Source organism: Halorussus salinisoli (genome assembly GCA_005239435.1).
In the GTDB taxonomy this organism is placed as follows: domain Archaea; phylum Halobacteriota; class Halobacteria; order Halobacteriales; family Haladaptataceae; genus Halorussus; species Halorussus salinisoli.
The window spans coordinates 395,362-414,117 of sequence record SZNP01000004.1 but is presented as its reverse complement, the minus strand read 5'-3'; the positions used below and the strand labels follow the sequence as shown (position 1 = coordinate 414,117).

The window sequence follows — 18,756 nt, the reverse complement described above, 5'->3', positions numbered from 1 at the left end:
CGCGCCGGGACGAATCTAATGGAACCGTGGAATCGTACCGAGACGAGTAAGGTGTGACCGGTGGCGGTCGGTCAGTCGTCGCGTTCCGCCAGCGCCTGCTCGACCTTCTCGGCCGTGATGGGGAGCGTGTTCATCCGGACGCCGACTGCGTCGCGAATCGCATTACTGAGCGCCGGCGGCACGCCGTTCGTCGGCAGTTCGGCGATCGACTTCGCGCCGAACGGCCCGGTCGGCTCGTGGGTCTCTACCAGAATCGTCTCCATCGGCGGATGGTCGGCGGTCGTGGGCATGCCGTACTGCCGGAAGCCGAGCGTCTGGGGTCGACCGTCGTCGTCGAATTCGAGGCCGCCGCTGGTAGCGAACTCGAGGCTCATGTGCTCACCGCCTTCGATCTGGCCCTCGACCTGAGGCGGGTTGATGGCGACGCCACAGTCCGCAGCGAAGACCATGTTGTTGATCTCGAATTCGCCCGTGTCCTCGTTTACGGTCGCGTCCACGAACTGCGCACCGTACGGCGGCGGGCTCTCGTCCGTCGAGTGGTGGCCTTTCCCCATGATCTGTTCGCGCTCGTCGTCTCCGTACGTGGCCTCGTAGCCGATCTCCTCGAGCGAGACGCTGTCACCGGTCACCCGACTGTAAACCTCGCCAGCGCCGGTCTCGAGGTTCCCTTCGGATTCGTCCAGCAACCTCGCTCCCCACCTGAGGAGGCGCTCTTTCGCGTCCTCGGCGGCCTTCTTCACGGCCTGACCGCTGATGTAGGTCGTCGACGACGCGTACGCACCGTAATCGAACGGGGTCAGGTCCGTATCGGAGGACGTGACGACGACGTCCTCGGGGTCACACCCCGTGACCTCCGCAGTAATCTGGCTGAACATCGTGTCCGTCCCCGTTCCGGTGTCGACCCCGCCAACCTGCAGATTGAACGAGCCGTCCTCGTTCATCTTGAGCTGTGCCGCGCCCAGTTCCTTGCCGGCGACGCCGCTCCCCTGTGCGATGATCGCCATGCCGACGCCCCGGTGGAGGTGCTCGGCATCCGGCTGCTCGAGGTCGTCGTACCCGATGGCCTCCTTGCCGCGCTCGATGCATTCGCGGATACCGCACGACCGAATCCGGCGGACGAACCGGTCGCCGTCCTTGAGAATCGCCACGTTCCGGTCGATATCCCCTTCGCGGACCGCGTTTCGTTTCCGGAACTCGACGGGGTCGAGGTCGAGTCGGCGGGCGACCTCGTCCATGTGCGATTCGACGGCGAAGTGGCCCTGGGGCGCACCGTAGCCGCGCATGGCCGCACCCATCGGTAGGTTCGTGTGGGCGACGTCACCCTCGAAGCGAACGTTGGGAACGCGCGGATACAGCGGGAGCGGTTTCGTCCCGACGTTGAACGCAACCGTCATTCCGTGCGTACCGTACGCGCCGGAGTTCGACAGGGTGTAGAAATCCATCGCCTGGAGGTCGCCGTCGTCCGAAACGGCCGTCCGCATCCGCATCCGCATCGGGTGGCGAAACCGGAGCGCGTAGAACTCCTCGCGGCGAGTCATCTCCACCTTGACGGGTATCTCCGCCTTCAAGTGGAGGGCGAGGGCGATCGGTTCGATGACCATCTCCTGCTTCGAGCCGAACCCGGCACCGATTCGCGGCTTCTTGACCCGGATGTCCCGAATCGGGATATCGAACACGAGCGACAGCTGTCGTCGCGTGTGGAAGGGTACCTGCGTCGCCGTGATGAACGTGTACCGGTCGTCCTCGTCGGTGTACGCTATCGTGGTATGAGGCTCGGGGACGCAGTGTGACTGATAGGGAGTCTCCCACTCGGTTTCGAGCACGCGTTCGTCGTCGGCTTCCTCGAACGCGGTCTCGACGTCGCCGTTCTCGCCCTCGAAATGCGACTCGAGGTTGCGCTCGTAGTCGGCACCGGTCTGTTTGTTCTCGACGTAGTCCGGTTCGAACAGTTGCGGTGCGTCCGTGGACATCGCCTCTTCTGGGTCGAACACCGCGTCGAGTTCCTCGTACTCGACGTCGATTTTCCGTGCGGCCCGGTCGGCGGTTTCTTTGTCTTTCGCGGCGACGGCGGCGATTGGGTCGCCGACGTACCGCACGTGTTTCCGGAGCACGCGCAGGTCCCAGGGACTCGGTTCGGGATACGATTGGCCGGAACTGGAATAGGCTTTCTCCGGAACGACGTCGTCCCACGGCGTGACGATAGCGTAGACGCCGTCCATCGCTTCGGCCGCACTCGTGTCGATATCTTCGACGTAGCCGTGGGCGATGTCGCTGCGGATCACTTTCGCCTCCGCGAGTTCAGGAAACCGTTCGTGGTAATCTGCGGTGTACCGCGCTTCCCCGGTGACGATCTTCCGCGCGTCGTACTTCTCGGTGTCTTCGCTGATGTTCTCTCGGTCACCCTGTTCCGACGACTCGTCCTCGGACTCTACGGCCCCCGTCGGGGACTCGTTCAGTCCCTCGACCGCTCCTCCGTCCGGTTCGGTTTTGTCGGCTTCGAGCCGTCTCTCCTCGTGCTCGCTCATTCGTCACCACCCCCGGACGAGTCGCTACACGAGCAGCTACAGCCACTCTCGAACGCGACGTCCGCAGGGAGTCCACCGTCGGCGGCCACTGTCTCGTCGTCGCTCATACGGTCACTCGCATCCAGGACGGCCTCGACGATCTTCTTGTAGCCGGTGCATCGACAGAGGTTGTCCGACAGCGCCTCGCGCACTTGCCGTTCCGTCGGGTCCGGGTTTTCGTCTAAGAGAGCCTTCGAGCGCATTATCATCCCGGGAATACAGAATCCGCACTGGAGTGCGAAGTTGTCGACGAAGGCCGCCTGAATCGGATGAAGGTCGTCCTGGCTGCCGAGGCTCTCGATAGTGCGAACCTCGGTACTGTCGGCCTTGGCGATCGGCGTTACGCACGATTTTTCGGGCTCCCCGTCGACTATGACCGTACAGAATCCGCACGCGCCGGTATCGCATCCCCGCTTCGCGCCCGTGTACCCCTTCTCCCGTAGAACGTCGAGGAGGCTGTCCGATTTCGATACCTCTAACCGTTTCTCCTGCCCGTTGATATGTAGTTCCACCTGCAAGTGAATCACCGTCCTGAGGTATGTTGTACTGTGACACTCAGGCTGTCGAGCATAAATAAACTGTTGAGGTTTCTACCCAGATTAGTGTGAAATAAAACTGGAACCCGGAGTATTACGGCAGTTTTGTCGCTCTACTCACACTAACTCGGAGAACGATGGGCCACGAAATGGCTTAGACGGGTACGGCAACCGGAAACGGTACGCAGATATTCGCCGCGACGGCTCCGTTGAACGACGTACGACGAGACGCGACGGGGAAGAGATAGATGTCGGAGCGACGTACTGGGTGATTCACTCGTCGGTCGCATCTTCGCCAGGAGGCGAAAAGCGGCGTCATGATGGACGTGGTGGACGCGAGCAGGCCCGCGTCGCCGAGGACGCAGACGCGAACGGGGTGGATAGCTTCGAGCGCCGTCACCGTCGATATCCGCAAGCGCGGCGGCGTCGGTTCGACGCGGATGGCCGACGCGGAAGATAGCCCGGTGATCGTCGGGGCGAGGCGCGGGGTCTGAACCGACGCAAATTATTAGCCAGTTCGTTTGTCAAAGTCACACATTCGGCCACACACAGTTTGTGGGAACGAGGGGTTGCCACAACTCGTCGGACGCCGGGTAGCACGTGTCGCTGAACGACGGCCACACGACAAAACCACGCCAATCCAGCCACCGACATGCACAATTAAGGGACGACGCGGTAATCCTCGGACATGAGAGTTGTCGTGCCGTTCGATCCGCGCGACCCGAAGACGCGACTCGACGCGATTCTCGACGAGGGCGAACGACGGGAGTTCGCGCGAGCGATGTTGACCGACGTCGTCGAGGCGATTGGCGGTACCGACATTACCCCGGAAGTGCTAACCACGACGCCCATCGACGTGCCTGGCGCGGCGACACTCGTCGACGAGCGTCCGCTGAGCCAAGCGGTCAATGCGGTACTGGACGTGACTTCGGAACCGACTGCAGTGGTAATGGCAGACGTCCCGCTACTTACTCCGTCGTCGTGTTCCAGATTGTTCGAGGCCGCGGGAGAGGTGGTCCTCGCGCGGGGAATGGGCGGTGGGACGAACGCGCTCGTAACTCGCCACTCCGATTTCCGGGTCGATTACCACGGTGCGTCGTATCTCGACCACCTCGAAGTCGCCGAGCGTTACGGGGCGTCGGTGACTGAACTCGACTCCTACCGGTTCAGCGTAGACATCGACGAACCCGGGGACGTCTCCGAGGTTCTTCTCCACGGACACGGAGAGACGTACGACTGGCTTCGGAACGCGGGGTTCCGACTCGATACCGGCGACGGGCGCGTGGCCGTCGAACGTGTACGAGAGTCCAACGACGTCGAGACGATCAGCACGTAACTTTCTCGGTACAGCGTGTCGGGAGAGGCCCGCGACTGTTTCGGAAGTGATGGGTGCGTTCTGTTTTGGGCCGACGATGGGAAGCCCCACAAACTACCCAAATGCCGCTATTTGTCTGCAAACGGGTTTTATTTCATGTATTTTGGGTTATAAAAAACAAACTATATAATGTATGGTGATAACGTTACTCACGTCACTCTATGTCAGGGGAGACAAGCCCGGACGACGTAATAGCCAGTGATGAGCCGGAAACCGGAGAGGTGGCGCAGGAGTCGTGGTTCGCCGAGTACTTCGGCTTCGAAGAGCACGGTACCGACGCACGAACGGAGATAATTGCGGGAATAACGACGTTCCTGACGATGTCGTACATCGTCGTAGTGAACCCTGCTATCATGGCAGGTATACCCGGGTCGAAACCGGGAATCATCATGGATGGATACACGCCGGGCGAAGTCCGGCAGATGTTGGCCGTCGTCACCGTTCTGGCGGCCGCAGTTGCCATCTTCGTGATGGCGTTCTACGCCAACCGGCCGTTCGCACAGGCCCCCGGCCTCGGTCTGAACGCATTCTTCGCGTTCACGGTGATCGGCGCACTCGGTATTCCGTGGCAGACGGCGCTCGCCGCGGTCGTGACCGAAGGCGTCCTGTTCATCGCTCTCACGGCCGCCGGCGCACGGAAGTACGTTATCCATCTGTTCCCCGAGCCCGTGAAGTTCGCGGTCGGCACGGGAATCGGACTGTTCCTCGCCATCATCGGCTTGGAGGAGATGCAGGTGGTCGTCGACGACCCGGCAACACTCGTAACGCTCGGCGGCGTCGCGTCCGACCCCATCGCTATCGTGTCAGTGTTGGGCCTGTTTCTGACGCTGATGCTGTACGCGCGCGGTATCAAGGGGTCCATCGTCCTCGGCATTATCGCGACGACGGTCGCGGGCTACGCTATCGAAGCCGCTGGCCTGGTCCAGGCTGGAACGTTGACGGTGGAAATCCCGAACGCACAGTACAACATCGCACCGCTGGTCGGCGCGTTCGTTCAGGGCTTCCAGAACCTCGACGCCTTCGCGTTCGCACTCGTCGTGTTCACGTTCTTCTTCGTGGACTTCTTCGACACCGCCGGGACGCTCACCGGCGTCTCGCAGGTCGCTGGCTTCCTCGACGAGGACGGTAACCTCCCCGACATCGAGAAACCACTGATGGCCGACGCCATCGGGACGACCGTCGGCGGTATGATAGGCACGTCGACGGTCACCACGTACATCGAGTCCGCGACCGGTGTCGAGGAGGGCGGTCGGACGGGCATGACCGCGCTCGTCGTAGGACTGTTGTTCCTCGCAGCGCTGGTAGTCGTGCCTCTCGCCGCCGCGATTCCGCTGTACGCCTCTCACATCGCGCTCGTCGTCGTTGCGCTGTTGATGCTGCAAAACGTGACTGACATCCAATGGGACGACCTCTCGCACGCCGTCCCGGCGGGGATGACCATCCTCATCATGCCGCTGACGTTCTCCATCGCCTACGGTATCGCTGCAGGAATCATCAGCTATCCGATCGTGAAGACTGCACAGGGCGAGTGGAGTGACGTCCGTGTCGGCCAGTGGGCGCTCGCCGCTGCGTTCGTCGTTTACTTTATCGTCAGAACGAGTGGCGTTATGCAGACGGTCGTCTGAATCGGGGCTCTCCCGCTTCCCTCGTTGGTCCGGGCAGCGATCGTTGGACGCGGGTGGTCCACGCCAGGCACTGCTGAACATTGGTTAGTCGAATCCATCAAATGGAATAGAAACGTACGCAATCTTGTTATATGTCGATTAATGGAAAGGTATATAGTGTGTTGGCATGAAATGACATGGCATGGCGGATAGTGACTCCAGCGTAGACATCGTCTACGGTATCGACGACGAGCCACCGATGCGCGAATCGATTCCGCTCGGCCTTCAGCACATTCTGGCAATGATTCTCCCCAACATCGCACCGCCGTTGATAATCGCGGGTGCAGTTGGGCTCGCGACGGGTCAGACGACGTTCCTCGTTCAGATGGCGCTGCTGTTCGCCGGGATTGCGACGATAGTACAGGCGATGCCGATCGGACCGGTTGGTGCCCGACTGCCGATCGTCATGGGAACGAGTTTCGCGTTCGTCGGGGCGATAATCGGGGTGGCGACGCAGTACAGCCTATCCGCGGCATTCGGTGCGTGTGTCGTCGCTGCCGTCGTCGAAATCTTCATCGGGTGGAAGTTCGAATGGTTCGAGGAGTATTTCACACCGCTCGTAAACGGCTTGATAGTCGTGATAATCGGCCTGTACCTCATTCCGGTCGGAATGGATTATCTGGCCGGTGGTGTCGACGCGTCGAACTACGGAGCACCGGTGAACCTCGCCGTCGGCGGTCTCGTGTTCGTCATCGCGATCGGTTTGAACCAGTTGTTCGACGGCTACCTTCGGGTTCTCAGTCTGCTCATCGGTATCGTCGCCGGATACGTCGCCGCTGCGGCCCTGGGGATCGTCGACTTCTCCCCGATCGCCGAAGCGGCTTGGTTCGCCTATCCGACGCCGCTGAAGTTCGGTATCGCGTTCGAGCCCGTTCCCATCCTGATACTCGGCGTCATCTACGTCACGACGTCGATGGAAACTATCGGTCACATCTCGGCCATCACGGCCGTCGAGGACCGCAAACCGGAGGAGAGCGAACTCAAGGGCGGACTGCTGGCCGATGGCGTGATGAGCGGCGTCGCCGGTCTGTTCGGTGCGTTCCCGAACACCTCGTTCGCCCAGAACGTCGGCGTCGTTACGTTCACCGGCATCATGAGTCGAATCGTCGTCGCCGTCGGAGGCGGTATCCTGGTCCTGCTCGGATTCGTCCCGAAGGTGAGTGCGGTGTTCTCGACGATGCCGAATCCGGTCCTCGGAGGTGCCACCCTCGTCATGTTCGGCATGGTCCTCTCCAACGGGTTCAAGATCCTCAACGACAACGTCAACCTCAACCAGCGCAACATGGTGATTATCGCGGCGTCCATCGGTCTCGGCCTCGGCGTCGCCACGCGACCGGAGATACTCCAGCAGCTACCCGAACAGGCACAGACCTTCTTCGGCGAGGCCGTCGTGGTGACCGCTCTCGTGTCGCTAATCCTCGACAACGTGATTCCGAAGTCTCCCGACGAAGTCGACGAGAGCACCACCACGGAGCTCGGTCCGAAGGCGACTGTGGACAACGACGATTAAGTCACCGCTTCGTTTTCGTTTCTCCCTGAGGACCGGACGTGATAGTGAATCGTCACAATCCGCAGAGCCCGACGGCTCAATCGCTAGCCAGAACGTCAACGTAGTCGAAAGCGTCCACGTCGACGAGTCCGTTATTAGTGAGACGGTATTTCGGAATGACCTCCAGCGCCAGGAAGGACAGTTCCATCATGCCCCCGTCGTGAGAAAGCCCGATATCGCGAGCGGCCTCCTCGACCGTTTCGAACTTCCTTTTGACGTCGGCGAGCGGTTCGTCGGACATCAATCCCGCGACCGGGAGTGAAAGCGACGTCAGTTCGTCCGACGTCGGGTCGTACGCCGCAACTCCGCCGTCTATCTCGCGGAGATGATTGGCGACACGCGCCATCGCGGCGTGGTCCGTTCCGGCCACGATGCAGTTGTGCGCGTCGTGCGCCACCGTCGAACCCACGGCACCGCGTTCGAGACCCAGTCGATAGACGAAACCGCGGCCGATGCCGCCATCGCCACCGTGACGCTCGATGACCGCCAGCGGAAGAACGTCTGCGTCCGTATCCGCGACGAGAGCGCCGTCAAGCTCCGCGGGCGAACCCGTAACGTCGACCGGCACCTCGGCCGTCATGCGGGCAGTCTGGAGGCCGCCTTCGGCGTCTACAACCCGGACCTCGACCGGTCCAGGGCCGGGATGTTCGATCGCCAGGTCTGCACCGGTTACCGGTTCGAATTCGACGGTGTCAGTCGCAACCTCCGAAGCCGGTGGTTCGCCCGCGCCTTCGGTCGGGTCGAGATAGCCGTCGACGAGGACGTGCTCTACGTCCCACGACTCGAGATTCTCGAGCAACACCAGATCGGCCGGTGCTCCGGGTTCGATTCGGCCGAACGGCAGATCGTAACTCTCGGCAGTGTTGATGGTGGCCATCTGGACCGCCTCGACTGGATCGACGCCCAACCGAATGGCCTTCTCGACGGCGAAGTCGACACCGCCGCACTCGACTAGGTCCTCGACGTCCCGGTCATCGGTACACAGAGACAGGCGGCGCGTGTCGACATCGTCGACTAGACCCACGAGATCTTCGAGGTTCTTGCTCGCCGAACCTTCACGGAGGTAGACGCGGAGGCCCGCTGCCACCTTCTCGTGTGCCTCGTCGAGAGCGATGCTCTCGTGATCGTTATCGAGATAACGGGCGACTTCCTGAAGGTCAGCCCCGGTAACGCGAGGCGCGTGTCCGTCGACCGTCAATCCGCGTTCACAGGCGGCCGTAATCTTGCTGTGCACTTCCTCGTCGCCAGCGAGCAGGCCCGGGATGTTCATAACTTCACCGAGGGCGACGACCCTGTCCGCGTCGAGTAGTTCCGCCACGTCGTCGGCGTCCATGGTCGCACCACCGTCCTGAAGGTGAGACGCCGGCACCGACGACGGGACGGTGAATCGGGCTTTCAATGGTGTGTGTATGGCGTCCTCGATGACGTCACGAACGCCTCGCGTGCCGAGTACGTTCGCGATTTCGTGTGGGTCGTGAATGACGCTGGTCACGCCCCGGGGAACCACGGCGGCACCGTATCGCGGGAGCGTCACCATCGACGATTCGACGTGCATGTGTGCGTCGATGAGTCCCGGCGTGACGTACCCGGTTTCGAGTTCGCGCTCCGCCGGCCGTTCTTCGAGAGCCACTATCTCACCATCATCGACGGCCACCGGTCGGTCCTGTAGATTGCCGGTGTTGACGTTTACCAACGTCCCCCGTATCAGCAAGTCGACGCGGTCACTCATCGTGACGGCCTCCCAGTCGGGTTTCGACGGGCCCTGTCGGTCCCTCTAATTCGTGTATCCGTGCCCCCAGCGAGCATATCCCAATAATGACACCACTGTGTACAAATATCTTGCCTCGTGTTGTCGTTCCACATGCCGTGCGCAGTTCGGGTCCAGCAAACGCGAGTTCGCTATCCTGTCGCCGTTCGAGAAAGATCGCCAGCGGAAGTACGGGAAACGACTACGTGCCGTTACTCGTCTCGCGCGTCCATTGCCCGCCGTATCTTCTCGGCCGTGATCGGCATCTCGTCGATGCGGACGCCGACGGCCTCGCGAATCGCGTTACTGAGCGCCGGCGGGACGGTGTTCGTCGGCACTTCGGCGACGGATTTCGCACCGAACGGCCCGGTCGGCTCGTGGGTCTCGACCAGGATGGACTCTATCGGCGGCGACTCGGCCGCAGTCGGGAACTCGTAGTCGTCGAAGTCCGTGACCTCGGCGCGCCCCTCGTCGTCGAACGTGATGCCTTCGTTGACCGCCATCTCGTAACTCATGTGGTTCGCCCCCTCGATCTGGCCCTCGGCCATACCGGGATTGATAGCGACGCCGCAGTCGACAGCCACCGCCATGTTATTGACGTCGAACTCGCCGGTCTCCGCATCGACCGTCACGTCGACGAACTGCGCGGCGAACGGCGGCGGGCTTTCCTCGGTACAGTGGGTGCCTTTTCCGAGGATGTGCTCGCGCTCTTCGTCACCGTAGGCGGCCTCGAACCCTACCTCTTCGAGTGAGACGCTTTCGCCGGTCTCCTCGCTGTAGACCTCGCCCCCGCGAGTCTCGAGGTTCTCCGCGGGTTCGTCGAGGAGCTTCGACCCCCAGTGGAGGATTCGTTCTTTCGCGTCTTCGGCGGCCTTCTTCACCGCCATCCCGCTGATGTAGGTCGTCGATGACGCGTACGCGCCGTAGTCGAACGGCGTGGTGTCGGTATCCGAAGACCTGACCACGATGTTTTCTTCGTCGACGCCGAGCACCTCCGCGGCAATCTGGATGAACGCGGTGTCGGCTCCCGTCCCGATGTCGACGCCGCCGACCATCAGGTGGAACGAGCCGTCCTCGTTCATCATGATCTGAGCGGCACCGAGTTCGTCGCCGGCGACGCCCGTCCCCTGTGCGGAGAGCGCCATGCCGATCCCGCGGTGGAGGTGGTCGGCGTCGGGTTGTTCGACGTCGTCCCAGCCGATGGCCTCCTTGCCGCGCTCGATGCACTCGTCGAGACCGCAGGACCGAATACGGCGTTTGGCACCCTCGCCACCCATCATGCCCGCGATCTCGTCGAGGTCACCGACCTCCATGTAGTGGCGCCGGCGGAACTCGACGGGGTCGACATCCAGGTCGCGGGCCACCTCGTCCAGGTGCCCCTCGAGTGCGAGAGTCCCCTGCGGAGCGCCGTACCCCCGCATCGCGCCGGTCTGGGGCGTGTTCGTGTGTACGATATCGGCTTCGAAGCGGACGTTCGGGACCTTCGAGTACAGCGGCATCGGCTTGCTACCGACGTTGCCGGCGACCGTCATCCCGTGGCTCCCGTACGCGCCGGTGTTCGAGAGCGCGTACAGTTCGATAGCTTCGATGGTGCCGTCTTCGGTGACCGCAGAACGGGCTCGCACCCGCATCGGATGACGCGAGCGCATCGCGGAGAACTCCTCCGCCCGAGACGCTTCGTACATCACCGGGCGGTCGGCCGCCAGCGACAGCGCGAGCGGAATCGGTTCGACGACCATCGCCTGCTTACCGCCGAAGCCACCGCCGACTCGGGGCTTCTTGACCCGGATGTCCCGAATCGGGATGTCGAACAAGTGCGCCAGCTGTCGCCGCGTGTGGTTCGGGACCTGCGTGCTCGTAATCACCACGTGTCGGTTGTCCTCGTCGGTGTACGCCAGCGAGGTGTGCTTCTCGACCTGCGCGTGTGATTGGCGAACCGTTTCCCATTCGGTCTCGTGGACGCGAACGTCGTCCCGTTCCATCGCCGCCTCGACGTCGCCGAGCTCTCCCTCGATATGGGACATCCGGTTGCGTGCGTAGTCGTGGCCGACGATCTTGTTCTCGACGTCGTCCTTGTCGAAGAGCTGCGGGGCGTCCTCGCTGAACGCCTCCTCGGGGTCGAGGACGTAGTCGTCCTCCTCGTACTCGACCTCGATCGTCTCGGCTGCGGTCGCGGCGGTCTCGGCAGTTTCGGCGGCGACGGCCGCGATGGGGTCGCCGACGTAGCGGACGCGCTCGTTGAGCACGTTCATGTCCCACGGACTCGGCTCGGGGTAGGACTGACCCGCGCTCGTGTACTTCGCGTCCGGCACCGCATCGGACCACGGCGTGAGGACCGCATGAACGCCGTCCATCGCTTCGGCCTCGCTCGTATCGACGTCGACTACGCGTCCGTGCGGAATTTCACTCCGGACGACCTCGGCGTGCGCGAGGTCCGGGAACTGTTCGTCGTAGTCCGAGGTGTACTTCGCCTCGCCGGTGACGAGTTTTCGATCGTCGTCCTTTTCGGACGGCTTGGAGACGCTCTCGCGCTCGTCGGGTGCTTTCCTGTTGTTCGCGGGCTCGTCCCACTCGAGGGGGTGTTCTTCGAGTTCTTCGAGTTCCTCTCCGATAGGTTGCGATGCCGCCCCGCCGTCCGCCTTCGGTTCGTTCGCGTCGTTACTCATGAGACTCACCTCCGCGAGGGGAGTTAGCTGACGTGCCGCCATCGGTCACGGCGGCCCGTTCGCCGCGCATGCGTCCGGCCGCGTCGAGAATCGCCTCGACCGGTTTCTGATAGCCCGTACACCGACAGATATTGTCGTCGATGGCTTCGCGGACCTCCGCCTCGGACGGGTCCGGGTTGTCCGCGAGCAGCGACTTGGCCTGCAGTATCATACCGGGGATACAGAACCCGCACTGTACTGCAAAGTGGTCCACGAAGGCCTGCTGGATGGGGTGCAGATCGTCCTGGCTACCGAGGCCTTCGATGGTGACGATCTCGCGACCGTCGGCTTCCTCGGCCGCCATGCCACAGGCCATCTCTGCTCCTCCGTCGACGAGAACCTTGGACGCGCCGCAGACGCCACCGTCACAGCCGCACTTTACGCCGGTGTATCCCTCCCGTCGCAGCACCGTCGCCAGGTCCTCCTCGCTACCGACCTCGACAGTGTTCGGTTCGCCGTTGATTGTCAAGTCAATCTTCACGATGTTGCCTCCGTTATGTGCACTACTGGCACACTCGTTGTACCGTAAAATGTGAGACCGCGATACAAATATCTATGGTTGCGGTTGACACGGGGTTCGACGCGACTGGCATCGGAGACCGAGACGGATCGCCGGTCGGTCCCGTGTGCCCGAGACGCCCCGATTCGCTCCGACGGAGACCACTCATCAGCGACCCATCCCCGTGACACGTCAGCGTCCCATCACCGTAGCACGTAACAGATCGTGTGGCAACCACCCGCCAAACGCCGCACTTCCCGACAGAACATTCTCCACAGCAGGTACATTTTTTAACGAGGATGTGAATCTCACCCGCATGGAGATAGCACTCCTCGGCGGTACCGGCGACATCGGTGAAGGACTCGCACTGCGCTGGGCTCACGACACGGAACACACGGTCCTCGTCGGATCTCGGAAGCCGGAGAAGGCAGCGAGCAAAGCCGACGCATACCAGACGCAACTGAGTGAGCGCGGCGTCGAACACGACCTTGAGGGATACGGCAACGAAGAGGCCGCGGCCCGCGCTGAAGTAGTCGTAGTGAGCGTTCCGCCTCAGTACACTTCGGATACCGTCGAAGCGGTCGCACCAGCGCTCGACGAAGGTGACGTACTCGTGAGCCCGGCCGTGCAGATGGCCCGCGACGCCGACGGGTTCCACTACGACCCACCCGAGTCGGGAACCGTCGCCGAAACCATCGCGGCAGCCGCTCCCGCCGGCGTCCCCGTCGTTGGCGCGTTCCAGAACCTCGCCGCAGGTGCGCTCAGCAACCTCGACAACGAACTTACCGCCGACGTCGTGGTTACTGGAGACGACGACGAGGCCAAAGGGATAGTCCGGTCGCTGGCCGAAGACATCGAAGGAATCCGTGCACTCGATGGCGGACCGCTCGCCAACACAGGCGTCGTCGAAAGCATCACGCCGCTGCTGATCAACCTCGCGATGAACAACGAGGGGATGCACGACCTCACCGTTCAGTTCCAGTAGGAGTCGGGGAACGTCTGCAGTGTCCGAACGACCTTGCCGACCAAGCGTAACTCATCTACTCAATTCCGCTAACGGCTGACTCACCGGTGAGTGACGCTGATTCGCTCACGCGAATGCGCAACGAGAACTCGTCCTCGGCGTCCGGCGGCGGTCCGTCGGACACGTCGTATCCGTGTTTGTAACAGGTCCGCCTGATGCTCCGCTCCGCCGGCGGATAGTCACCGACGACGACCAGTTCGTCTCCCGAGTCGAGTTCCTCCAGACACCGGCGAACGACGAGTACTGGTTGGGGACAGACCAGACCACTGACGTCGATTTTCACAGTTCGACGTTCGAGACCATCCCCCATAACGATTCGGTCCGTGACCATCCTCGAATTCGTCGGTGCGGGCGGTATCGGATACTACCTCGTCATCACCACTCAGCGCCTCCAATACCCTCATCTCGTGACGGCGTTTATATAATTATTCATACTTGTATTGATACCGACGCGCTCGCCTCGCGACTCCGTGCACGCTTGGTGTAGACAGCATCGTAGAGCGGAAAGATGGAGACCGGTGAAGGGACAGCGCTCTCGTCTTAGGGTTTGACCTGCCTGGCAGTCTCACGCGCTTCCACGAGGTCGAGGTCGACCTCGTCCGCCCGGCGGCGTACCTCGTCAGCGTCGGCGGTGACCACCTCGCCGTCCTCCATGAGGACGTTTCCGTCGACCATCGTGAAGACGACGTCGTCACCGTGCGCCGCGAAGACGAGGTGTGAGAGGACGTCGTGCAGTGGCGTCGCACGGGTGATGTCCGTTCGGACGCCGACGACGTCGGCACGCCAGCCTTCTCGGAGTTTTCCGACACGACTGAACCCGGCCGCTTCAGCACCGTTAATCGTCGCCATGTCGAATATGGTACTGGCCGGCGTCGCCGTCGGGTCGAGGTGCTCTACCTTCTGGAGGAGGCTCGCCTGACGCATCTCCGTGAACGGGTCCAGGGTGTTGTTGCAGGGCGGACCGTCGCTGCCGAGCGCGACGTTGATGCCCCGGTCGAGGTAGTCCGAGACGGGTGCGACACCCGAGGCGAGCTTCATGTTCGACGACGGACAGTGGGTGACGTGCGTGCCGGTTTCGGCGAGAATCTCCCGTTCGGACTCGTCGGTCCACACGCAGTGGGCGAGCACGACGTCTTCGCCCGTGAGTCCGACCTCGTCGAGCCAACGGATGTTTCGCATTCCGGTATCTTCCTTCACCGTCTCGATTTCGCTGCGGTTCTCGCTCGCGTGGGTGTGAATCCGGACGTCGTCGTGTTCGTCGGCTATCTCCCGAGCGCCTCTGAGACACTCCTCGGTGCAGGAGACCGCGAAGCGCGGCGTGACAGCGTACCTGATCCGATCGTCGTAGGACTTGTGGTACTGCCGGATGAGTCGCTTGGTTTCGTTCAGTGCTCGGTCGGTGTCCTCGAACAGGCCGTCCGGCGACCGGCGGTCCATCAGGACTTTCCCGATCACGCCCCGCAGTCCCATTTCGCCGGCGGCTTCGAAGGCGCGGTCGGCGTGTGCGACCGAGAGGTGGTCGATGACGGTGGTGGTTCCTGTCTCGATGAGTTCCAGGTAGCCCAACTTCGCGGCGATCTCCATCTCGTCCTCGGTCAGGGACGCCTCCATCGGGAGGACGTAGTCGAACAGCCAGTCGAGGAGTTCGGTGTCGTCGGCGATGCCACGCCCCAGCGATTGGACGGAGTGGACGTGTCCGCCGACGAGCCCCGGCATGAGAACGTCGTACTCTTTCCGCTCGTGTCCGGGGTAGCTGTCGACGAGTTCCTCGCGCTTGCCGACGGCTTCGATACGCGAGTCCGTGACGACTACGCTTCCGTCACGGATGATAGTCGACGAATCGGCAACTACGGTCCCCGATAGTATCATATCCACCGTAGAGTCTCGATCTACGTTCTAAAATGCTTTTGCCCGTCCCGTTTCGGTCGCGGGATACCGTCGAACGAGATGAGAGTTCCTGCAGTTCCGGGCCGTTACTCGTTCGCCTTCTTCTGGACGGCCCCGAGGAGCACTTCGGTCCCGATTCGGATGTCCTCCCATTCGGTGTACTCGCTCTCGCGGTGACTGATACCGTCGACGCTCGGAACGAAGATCATGCTCGTCGGACAGATCTTGTTGAGGTAGTTCGCGTCGTGGCCGGCCCCGCTGACCAGTCGGGTGTAGTCGTACCCGCGCTCTTCGATCGACTCGACGACCGTGTCGATGCAGTCCTTGTCGAACGGATCCGCGTCGATACGCATGATCTCCTCGAACTCGTACTCTAGACCTTCGCGTTCGGCAGCCATCTCGATCTCCCGTTTGATACCCTGGACGGCCGACTCGACGACCTCGTCGTCGTACGAGCGGAAGTCGATGGTGAACTCGACGGTCTCCGGAATCACGTTGATCGCGTTCGGCCAGACGTCGACGCTGCCGACAGTGCCGACGAGGTCGGTTCCTTCGGTAGCGGTGAGACGGCGGACGGCCTGGACGATATCACTGGTCGCGACCATCGCATCGTGGCGCATGTTCATCGGCGTCGGGCCGGCGTGATTGGCCTGGCCTTCGAACGTGACGTTCATCCACGAGAAGCCGAAGACGCCCTCGACTGCGGCGACCGGGAGATCCTGCTGGTCGAGGAATGGTCCTTGCTCGACGTGCATCTCGAAATAGCAGTGCAGGTCGCGGGGCTCGCAGGGTACCTCGCCCTTGTAGCCGATGCGTTCGAGTTCGTCACCGAAGGTGTTGCCGTCTTTGTCCGTACGCTCGTAGGCGTACTCCAGATCGAAGACGTCACAGAACACCCCGCTACCGAGCATGTCGGGCTGGAACCGGACGCCCTCCTCGTTGCTCCAGGCGACGACTTCGAGCGGCCGTTCGGTCGAGGCGTCGGCGTCGTCGAGCGCCTCGACCACTTCGAGGGCCCCGAGGACGCCGACGACGCCGTCGAATCGCCCTCCGTTGTACTGGCTGTCGACGTGGGACCCGAACATGACCGGGGCGAGGTCGGAGTTTGCACCCTCGCGGCGACCGAAGATGTTCCCCATCTCGTCGATCGTAACTTCCAGGCCAGCCTCGTGGAACCACTCGACGATCCTGTCGCGAGCCTCCTTGTTCTCGTCCGACAGCGACGGTCGATTGACGCCGTCGTTTTCCGTGGCGCCGATTTGGCTGAACTCCTCGAATCGTTCCCGGTACCGCTGGTTGTCGATAGTGACGTCCGGCATGAACGAATCAACCAGCAGTATCAACTTTAACATTCCGACGAGATATGGCATCCACTGAGTTCTGCGCACGACGGTGATCTCTTCCCGTAGTTAGGTCGCGACGGAGACAACTGCCCCGAACGTGTCAAATATAATATCTACCGAAAGAACAAAACGGGTGATAAGCAATCTCAGTTTATGGCCTCACAGCGCAGCGGTTCGCTCGAATTTCGAAACGCGCGAATCCTCGACGGGAGCGGTCAGGACGGCTACGACGGACATCTCCTGGTCGCAGACGGACGAATACAGCGAATCGCCGACGAACCCATCGGCGCGAACCGCGTGATAGACCTCGACGGAGCCTACCTCGCGCCCGGTTTCGTCGACATGCACGCTCACTCGGACTTACGACTCCTCCACACGCCGGGGGCCGAAGAGAAGCTGACCCAGGGCATCACGACCGAGGTGCTCGGACAGGACGGCGTCAGCGTCGCACCAGTTCCGGCGGACCTGAAATCCGAGTGGGCCACGCGAATCCAGTCGCTCGACGGGACCGTGAACGGAGCGTGGCCGTGGGAGACTGTCGGCGAGTATCTGGACGAACTCGATGCGGCCGACCCGGCCGTCAACGCGGCCTACTACGCTCCACACGGAAACCTGCGGTCGCTCGTCGCTGGATTCGAGGACCGCGAACTCTCGGAACCGGAGGTCCAGACCGTGAAGGCGGAACTGCAGGCGGCTATCGACGACGGTGCGTTCGGGATGTCGAAGGGGATGATCTATCCGCCCAGTTCCTACGGTCGCGACGACGAACTCGAGGCGCTGGCGGAGAGCCTCGCCGAGCGCGACTCGTTCATGGTCTCCCACGTCTGGAACGAGACGGACTACGTCGTCGAATCTATCGACCGGTACATCGATATCTGCCAGCGCGGCGGGTGTCACGCGCACGTCTCCCACCTCAAGGTGGGCGGGCAACAGAACTGGGGGAAGTCCGAGGCGGTGCTCGGCCTGTTCGACGAAGCGGAAGCCGCCGACCACCGCGTCTCGTTCGACCAGTACCCGTACACGGCGGGGTCGACCATGCTGACCGCGCTCTTACCACCGTGGGCCCGTCAGGGCGACTCCGCGGACATCCTCGAGCGGTTACGAGACGCCGAAACGGTGACGCGAATCGCCGACGACATCGATTCGCCCGGCGAGTGGGAGAATCTCGCTCGGGCGGCCGGCACGTGGGACAACATCCTCATCACCAGGACCGCTAGCGGCACCCACCAGGGCGAGACCGTGGCCGAGATTGCGGACGAGCGCGATCTCGAACCCGTCGAGGCGATGTGCGAACTGCTCGTCGAGGAAGACCTCGACGTAACGATGGCCGACTTCATCATGTCCGAGGAGGACATCGAGCGCTTCCTCGCCGACGAGCGGGGGACATTCTGCACCGACGGCATCTTCGGTGGCAAGCCCCATCCGCGGGCTATCGCAACGTTCGGTCGAATCCTCGAACGCTACGTGTGCGACCGCGAGGTGCTCTCGCCCGAACGCATGGCTTACAAGGCCGCCGGTCGTCCGGCCGACATCCTGGGCCTGGAGGACCGTGGGTACGTGAAGGAAGGATACGTCGCGGACCTCGTCGTTTTCGAACTATCGGACGTGTCGGCCAACGCGACCTACGAAGACCCGTTCCAGTTGACGGACGGCATGGATTACGTGCTCGTCGGCGGGGAAATCGCAGTCGAAAACGGTGAGCGGACGGAGATTCGGAACGGGTCCGTCCTGCGTTCGACCGACGAGTGGGACGGTAACGCTCGACCGTTTTTCGACCGCAAAGCGACCGAACGAGCACCTTCTGAGTGAGTCTGACGCGGCCGGTGACCGCCACCGATTCTCGGTCCGACAAATTGGAGTCGG

Annotated in this window: 14 protein-coding genes; 6 read left to right on the top strand and 8 right to left on the bottom strand. The window is 62.4% G+C overall.

Annotated elements, in window-relative coordinates; genetic code table 11:
* Window positions 1-71 precede the first annotated feature (71 nt).
* Both E2484_RS13255 and E2484_RS13250 read right to left on the bottom strand, forming a co-directional pair.
* A complete protein-coding gene (locus tag E2484_RS13255; protein ID WP_137285678.1) occupies window positions 72-2,525 on the bottom strand; it encodes a xanthine dehydrogenase family protein molybdopterin-binding subunit in 2,454 nt (817 codons plus the stop codon).
* Entirely contained in the window at window positions 2,522-3,082 is a 561-nt protein-coding gene (locus E2484_RS13250) for a (2Fe-2S)-binding protein (RefSeq protein WP_137285677.1), read from the bottom strand. The genes E2484_RS13255 and E2484_RS13250 overlap by 4 nt, the downstream gene beginning before the upstream one ends.
* A gap of 335 nt (window positions 3,083-3,417) precedes the next feature.
* Here E2484_RS13250 and E2484_RS25015 point away from each other — a divergent pair, with 335 nt between their 5' ends.
* The 4 genes from E2484_RS25015 (at window position 3,418) to E2484_RS13235 (ending at window position 7,649) form a co-directional block, all read left to right on the top strand.
* Window positions 3,418-3,594: a hypothetical protein gene (locus E2484_RS25015; RefSeq protein WP_170977343.1), complete on the top strand. Its 177-nt coding sequence runs from the start codon at window positions 3,418-3,420 to the stop codon at window positions 3,592-3,594.
* Between the two features lie 194 nt (window positions 3,595-3,788).
* The gene (cofC, locus tag E2484_RS13245) at window positions 3,789-4,436 is read left to right on the top strand and encodes a 2-phospho-L-lactate guanylyltransferase (protein ID WP_137285676.1); all 648 of its coding nucleotides are present in this window, start codon (window positions 3,789-3,791) and stop codon (window positions 4,434-4,436) included.
* Window positions 4,437-4,636: 200 nt separating this feature from the next.
* Window positions 4,637-6,100 (top strand): NCS2 family permease, encoded by a 1,464-nt coding sequence (locus tag E2484_RS13240; protein WP_137285675.1) that lies wholly within the window; start codon window positions 4,637-4,639, stop codon window positions 6,098-6,100.
* A gap of 181 nt (window positions 6,101-6,281) precedes the next feature.
* Entirely contained in the window at window positions 6,282-7,649 is a 1,368-nt protein-coding gene (locus E2484_RS13235; protein WP_137285674.1) for a uracil-xanthine permease family protein, read from the top strand.
* A 76-nt stretch (window positions 7,650-7,725) separates the two neighbouring features.
* Here the strand turns inward: E2484_RS13235 and E2484_RS13230 are convergent, their stop codons facing one another.
* The 3 genes from E2484_RS13230 to E2484_RS13220 form a co-directional block, all read right to left on the bottom strand.
* Window positions 7,726-9,417 carry an adenine deaminase gene (locus E2484_RS13230; RefSeq protein ID WP_137285673.1) on the bottom strand — a complete coding sequence of 564 codons (1,692 nt, stop codon included), beginning with the start codon at window positions 9,415-9,417 and terminating at the stop codon, window positions 7,726-7,728.
* A 230-nt stretch (window positions 9,418-9,647) separates the two neighbouring features.
* A complete protein-coding gene (locus E2484_RS13225; RefSeq protein WP_137285672.1) occupies window positions 9,648-12,101 on the bottom strand; it encodes a xanthine dehydrogenase family protein molybdopterin-binding subunit in 2,454 nt (817 codons plus the stop codon).
* Window positions 12,094-12,621 (bottom strand): (2Fe-2S)-binding protein, encoded by a 528-nt coding sequence (locus tag E2484_RS13220; RefSeq protein WP_137285671.1) that lies wholly within the window; start codon window positions 12,619-12,621, stop codon window positions 12,094-12,096. Before E2484_RS13220 ends, E2484_RS13225 begins: the two co-directional genes overlap by 8 nt.
* 334 nt (window positions 12,622-12,955) lie before the next feature.
* Between E2484_RS13220 and npdG the strand changes: the two genes are divergently transcribed.
* Entirely contained in the window at window positions 12,956-13,624 is a 669-nt protein-coding gene (npdG, locus tag E2484_RS13215; RefSeq protein ID WP_137285670.1) for an NADPH-dependent F420 reductase, read from the top strand.
* Between the two features lie 55 nt (window positions 13,625-13,679).
* On the opposite strand, the gene E2484_RS13210 is transcribed toward npdG, so the two are convergent.
* The 3 genes from E2484_RS13210 to E2484_RS13195 form a co-directional block, all read right to left on the bottom strand.
* Complete coding sequence (locus E2484_RS13210; protein WP_321112614.1) at window positions 13,680-13,946, bottom strand: sulfurtransferase TusA family protein; 267 nt, start codon at window positions 13,944-13,946, stop codon at window positions 13,680-13,682.
* Window positions 13,947-14,203: 257 nt separating this feature from the next.
* Window positions 14,204-15,532 (bottom strand): 5'-deoxyadenosine deaminase, encoded by a 1,329-nt coding sequence (locus E2484_RS13200; protein WP_137285668.1) that lies wholly within the window; start codon window positions 15,530-15,532, stop codon window positions 14,204-14,206.
* 104 nt (window positions 15,533-15,636) lie between these two features.
* Window positions 15,637-16,869 (bottom strand): Zn-dependent hydrolase, encoded by a 1,233-nt coding sequence (locus E2484_RS13195; RefSeq protein WP_137285667.1) that lies wholly within the window; start codon window positions 16,867-16,869, stop codon window positions 15,637-15,639.
* A 177-nt stretch (window positions 16,870-17,046) separates the two neighbouring features.
* Between E2484_RS13195 and E2484_RS13190 the strand changes: the two genes are divergently transcribed.
* Window positions 17,047-18,702 (top strand): N-acyl-D-amino-acid deacylase family protein, encoded by a 1,656-nt coding sequence (locus tag E2484_RS13190; RefSeq protein ID WP_137285666.1) that lies wholly within the window; start codon window positions 17,047-17,049, stop codon window positions 18,700-18,702.
* Window positions 18,703-18,756 lie beyond the last annotated feature (54 nt).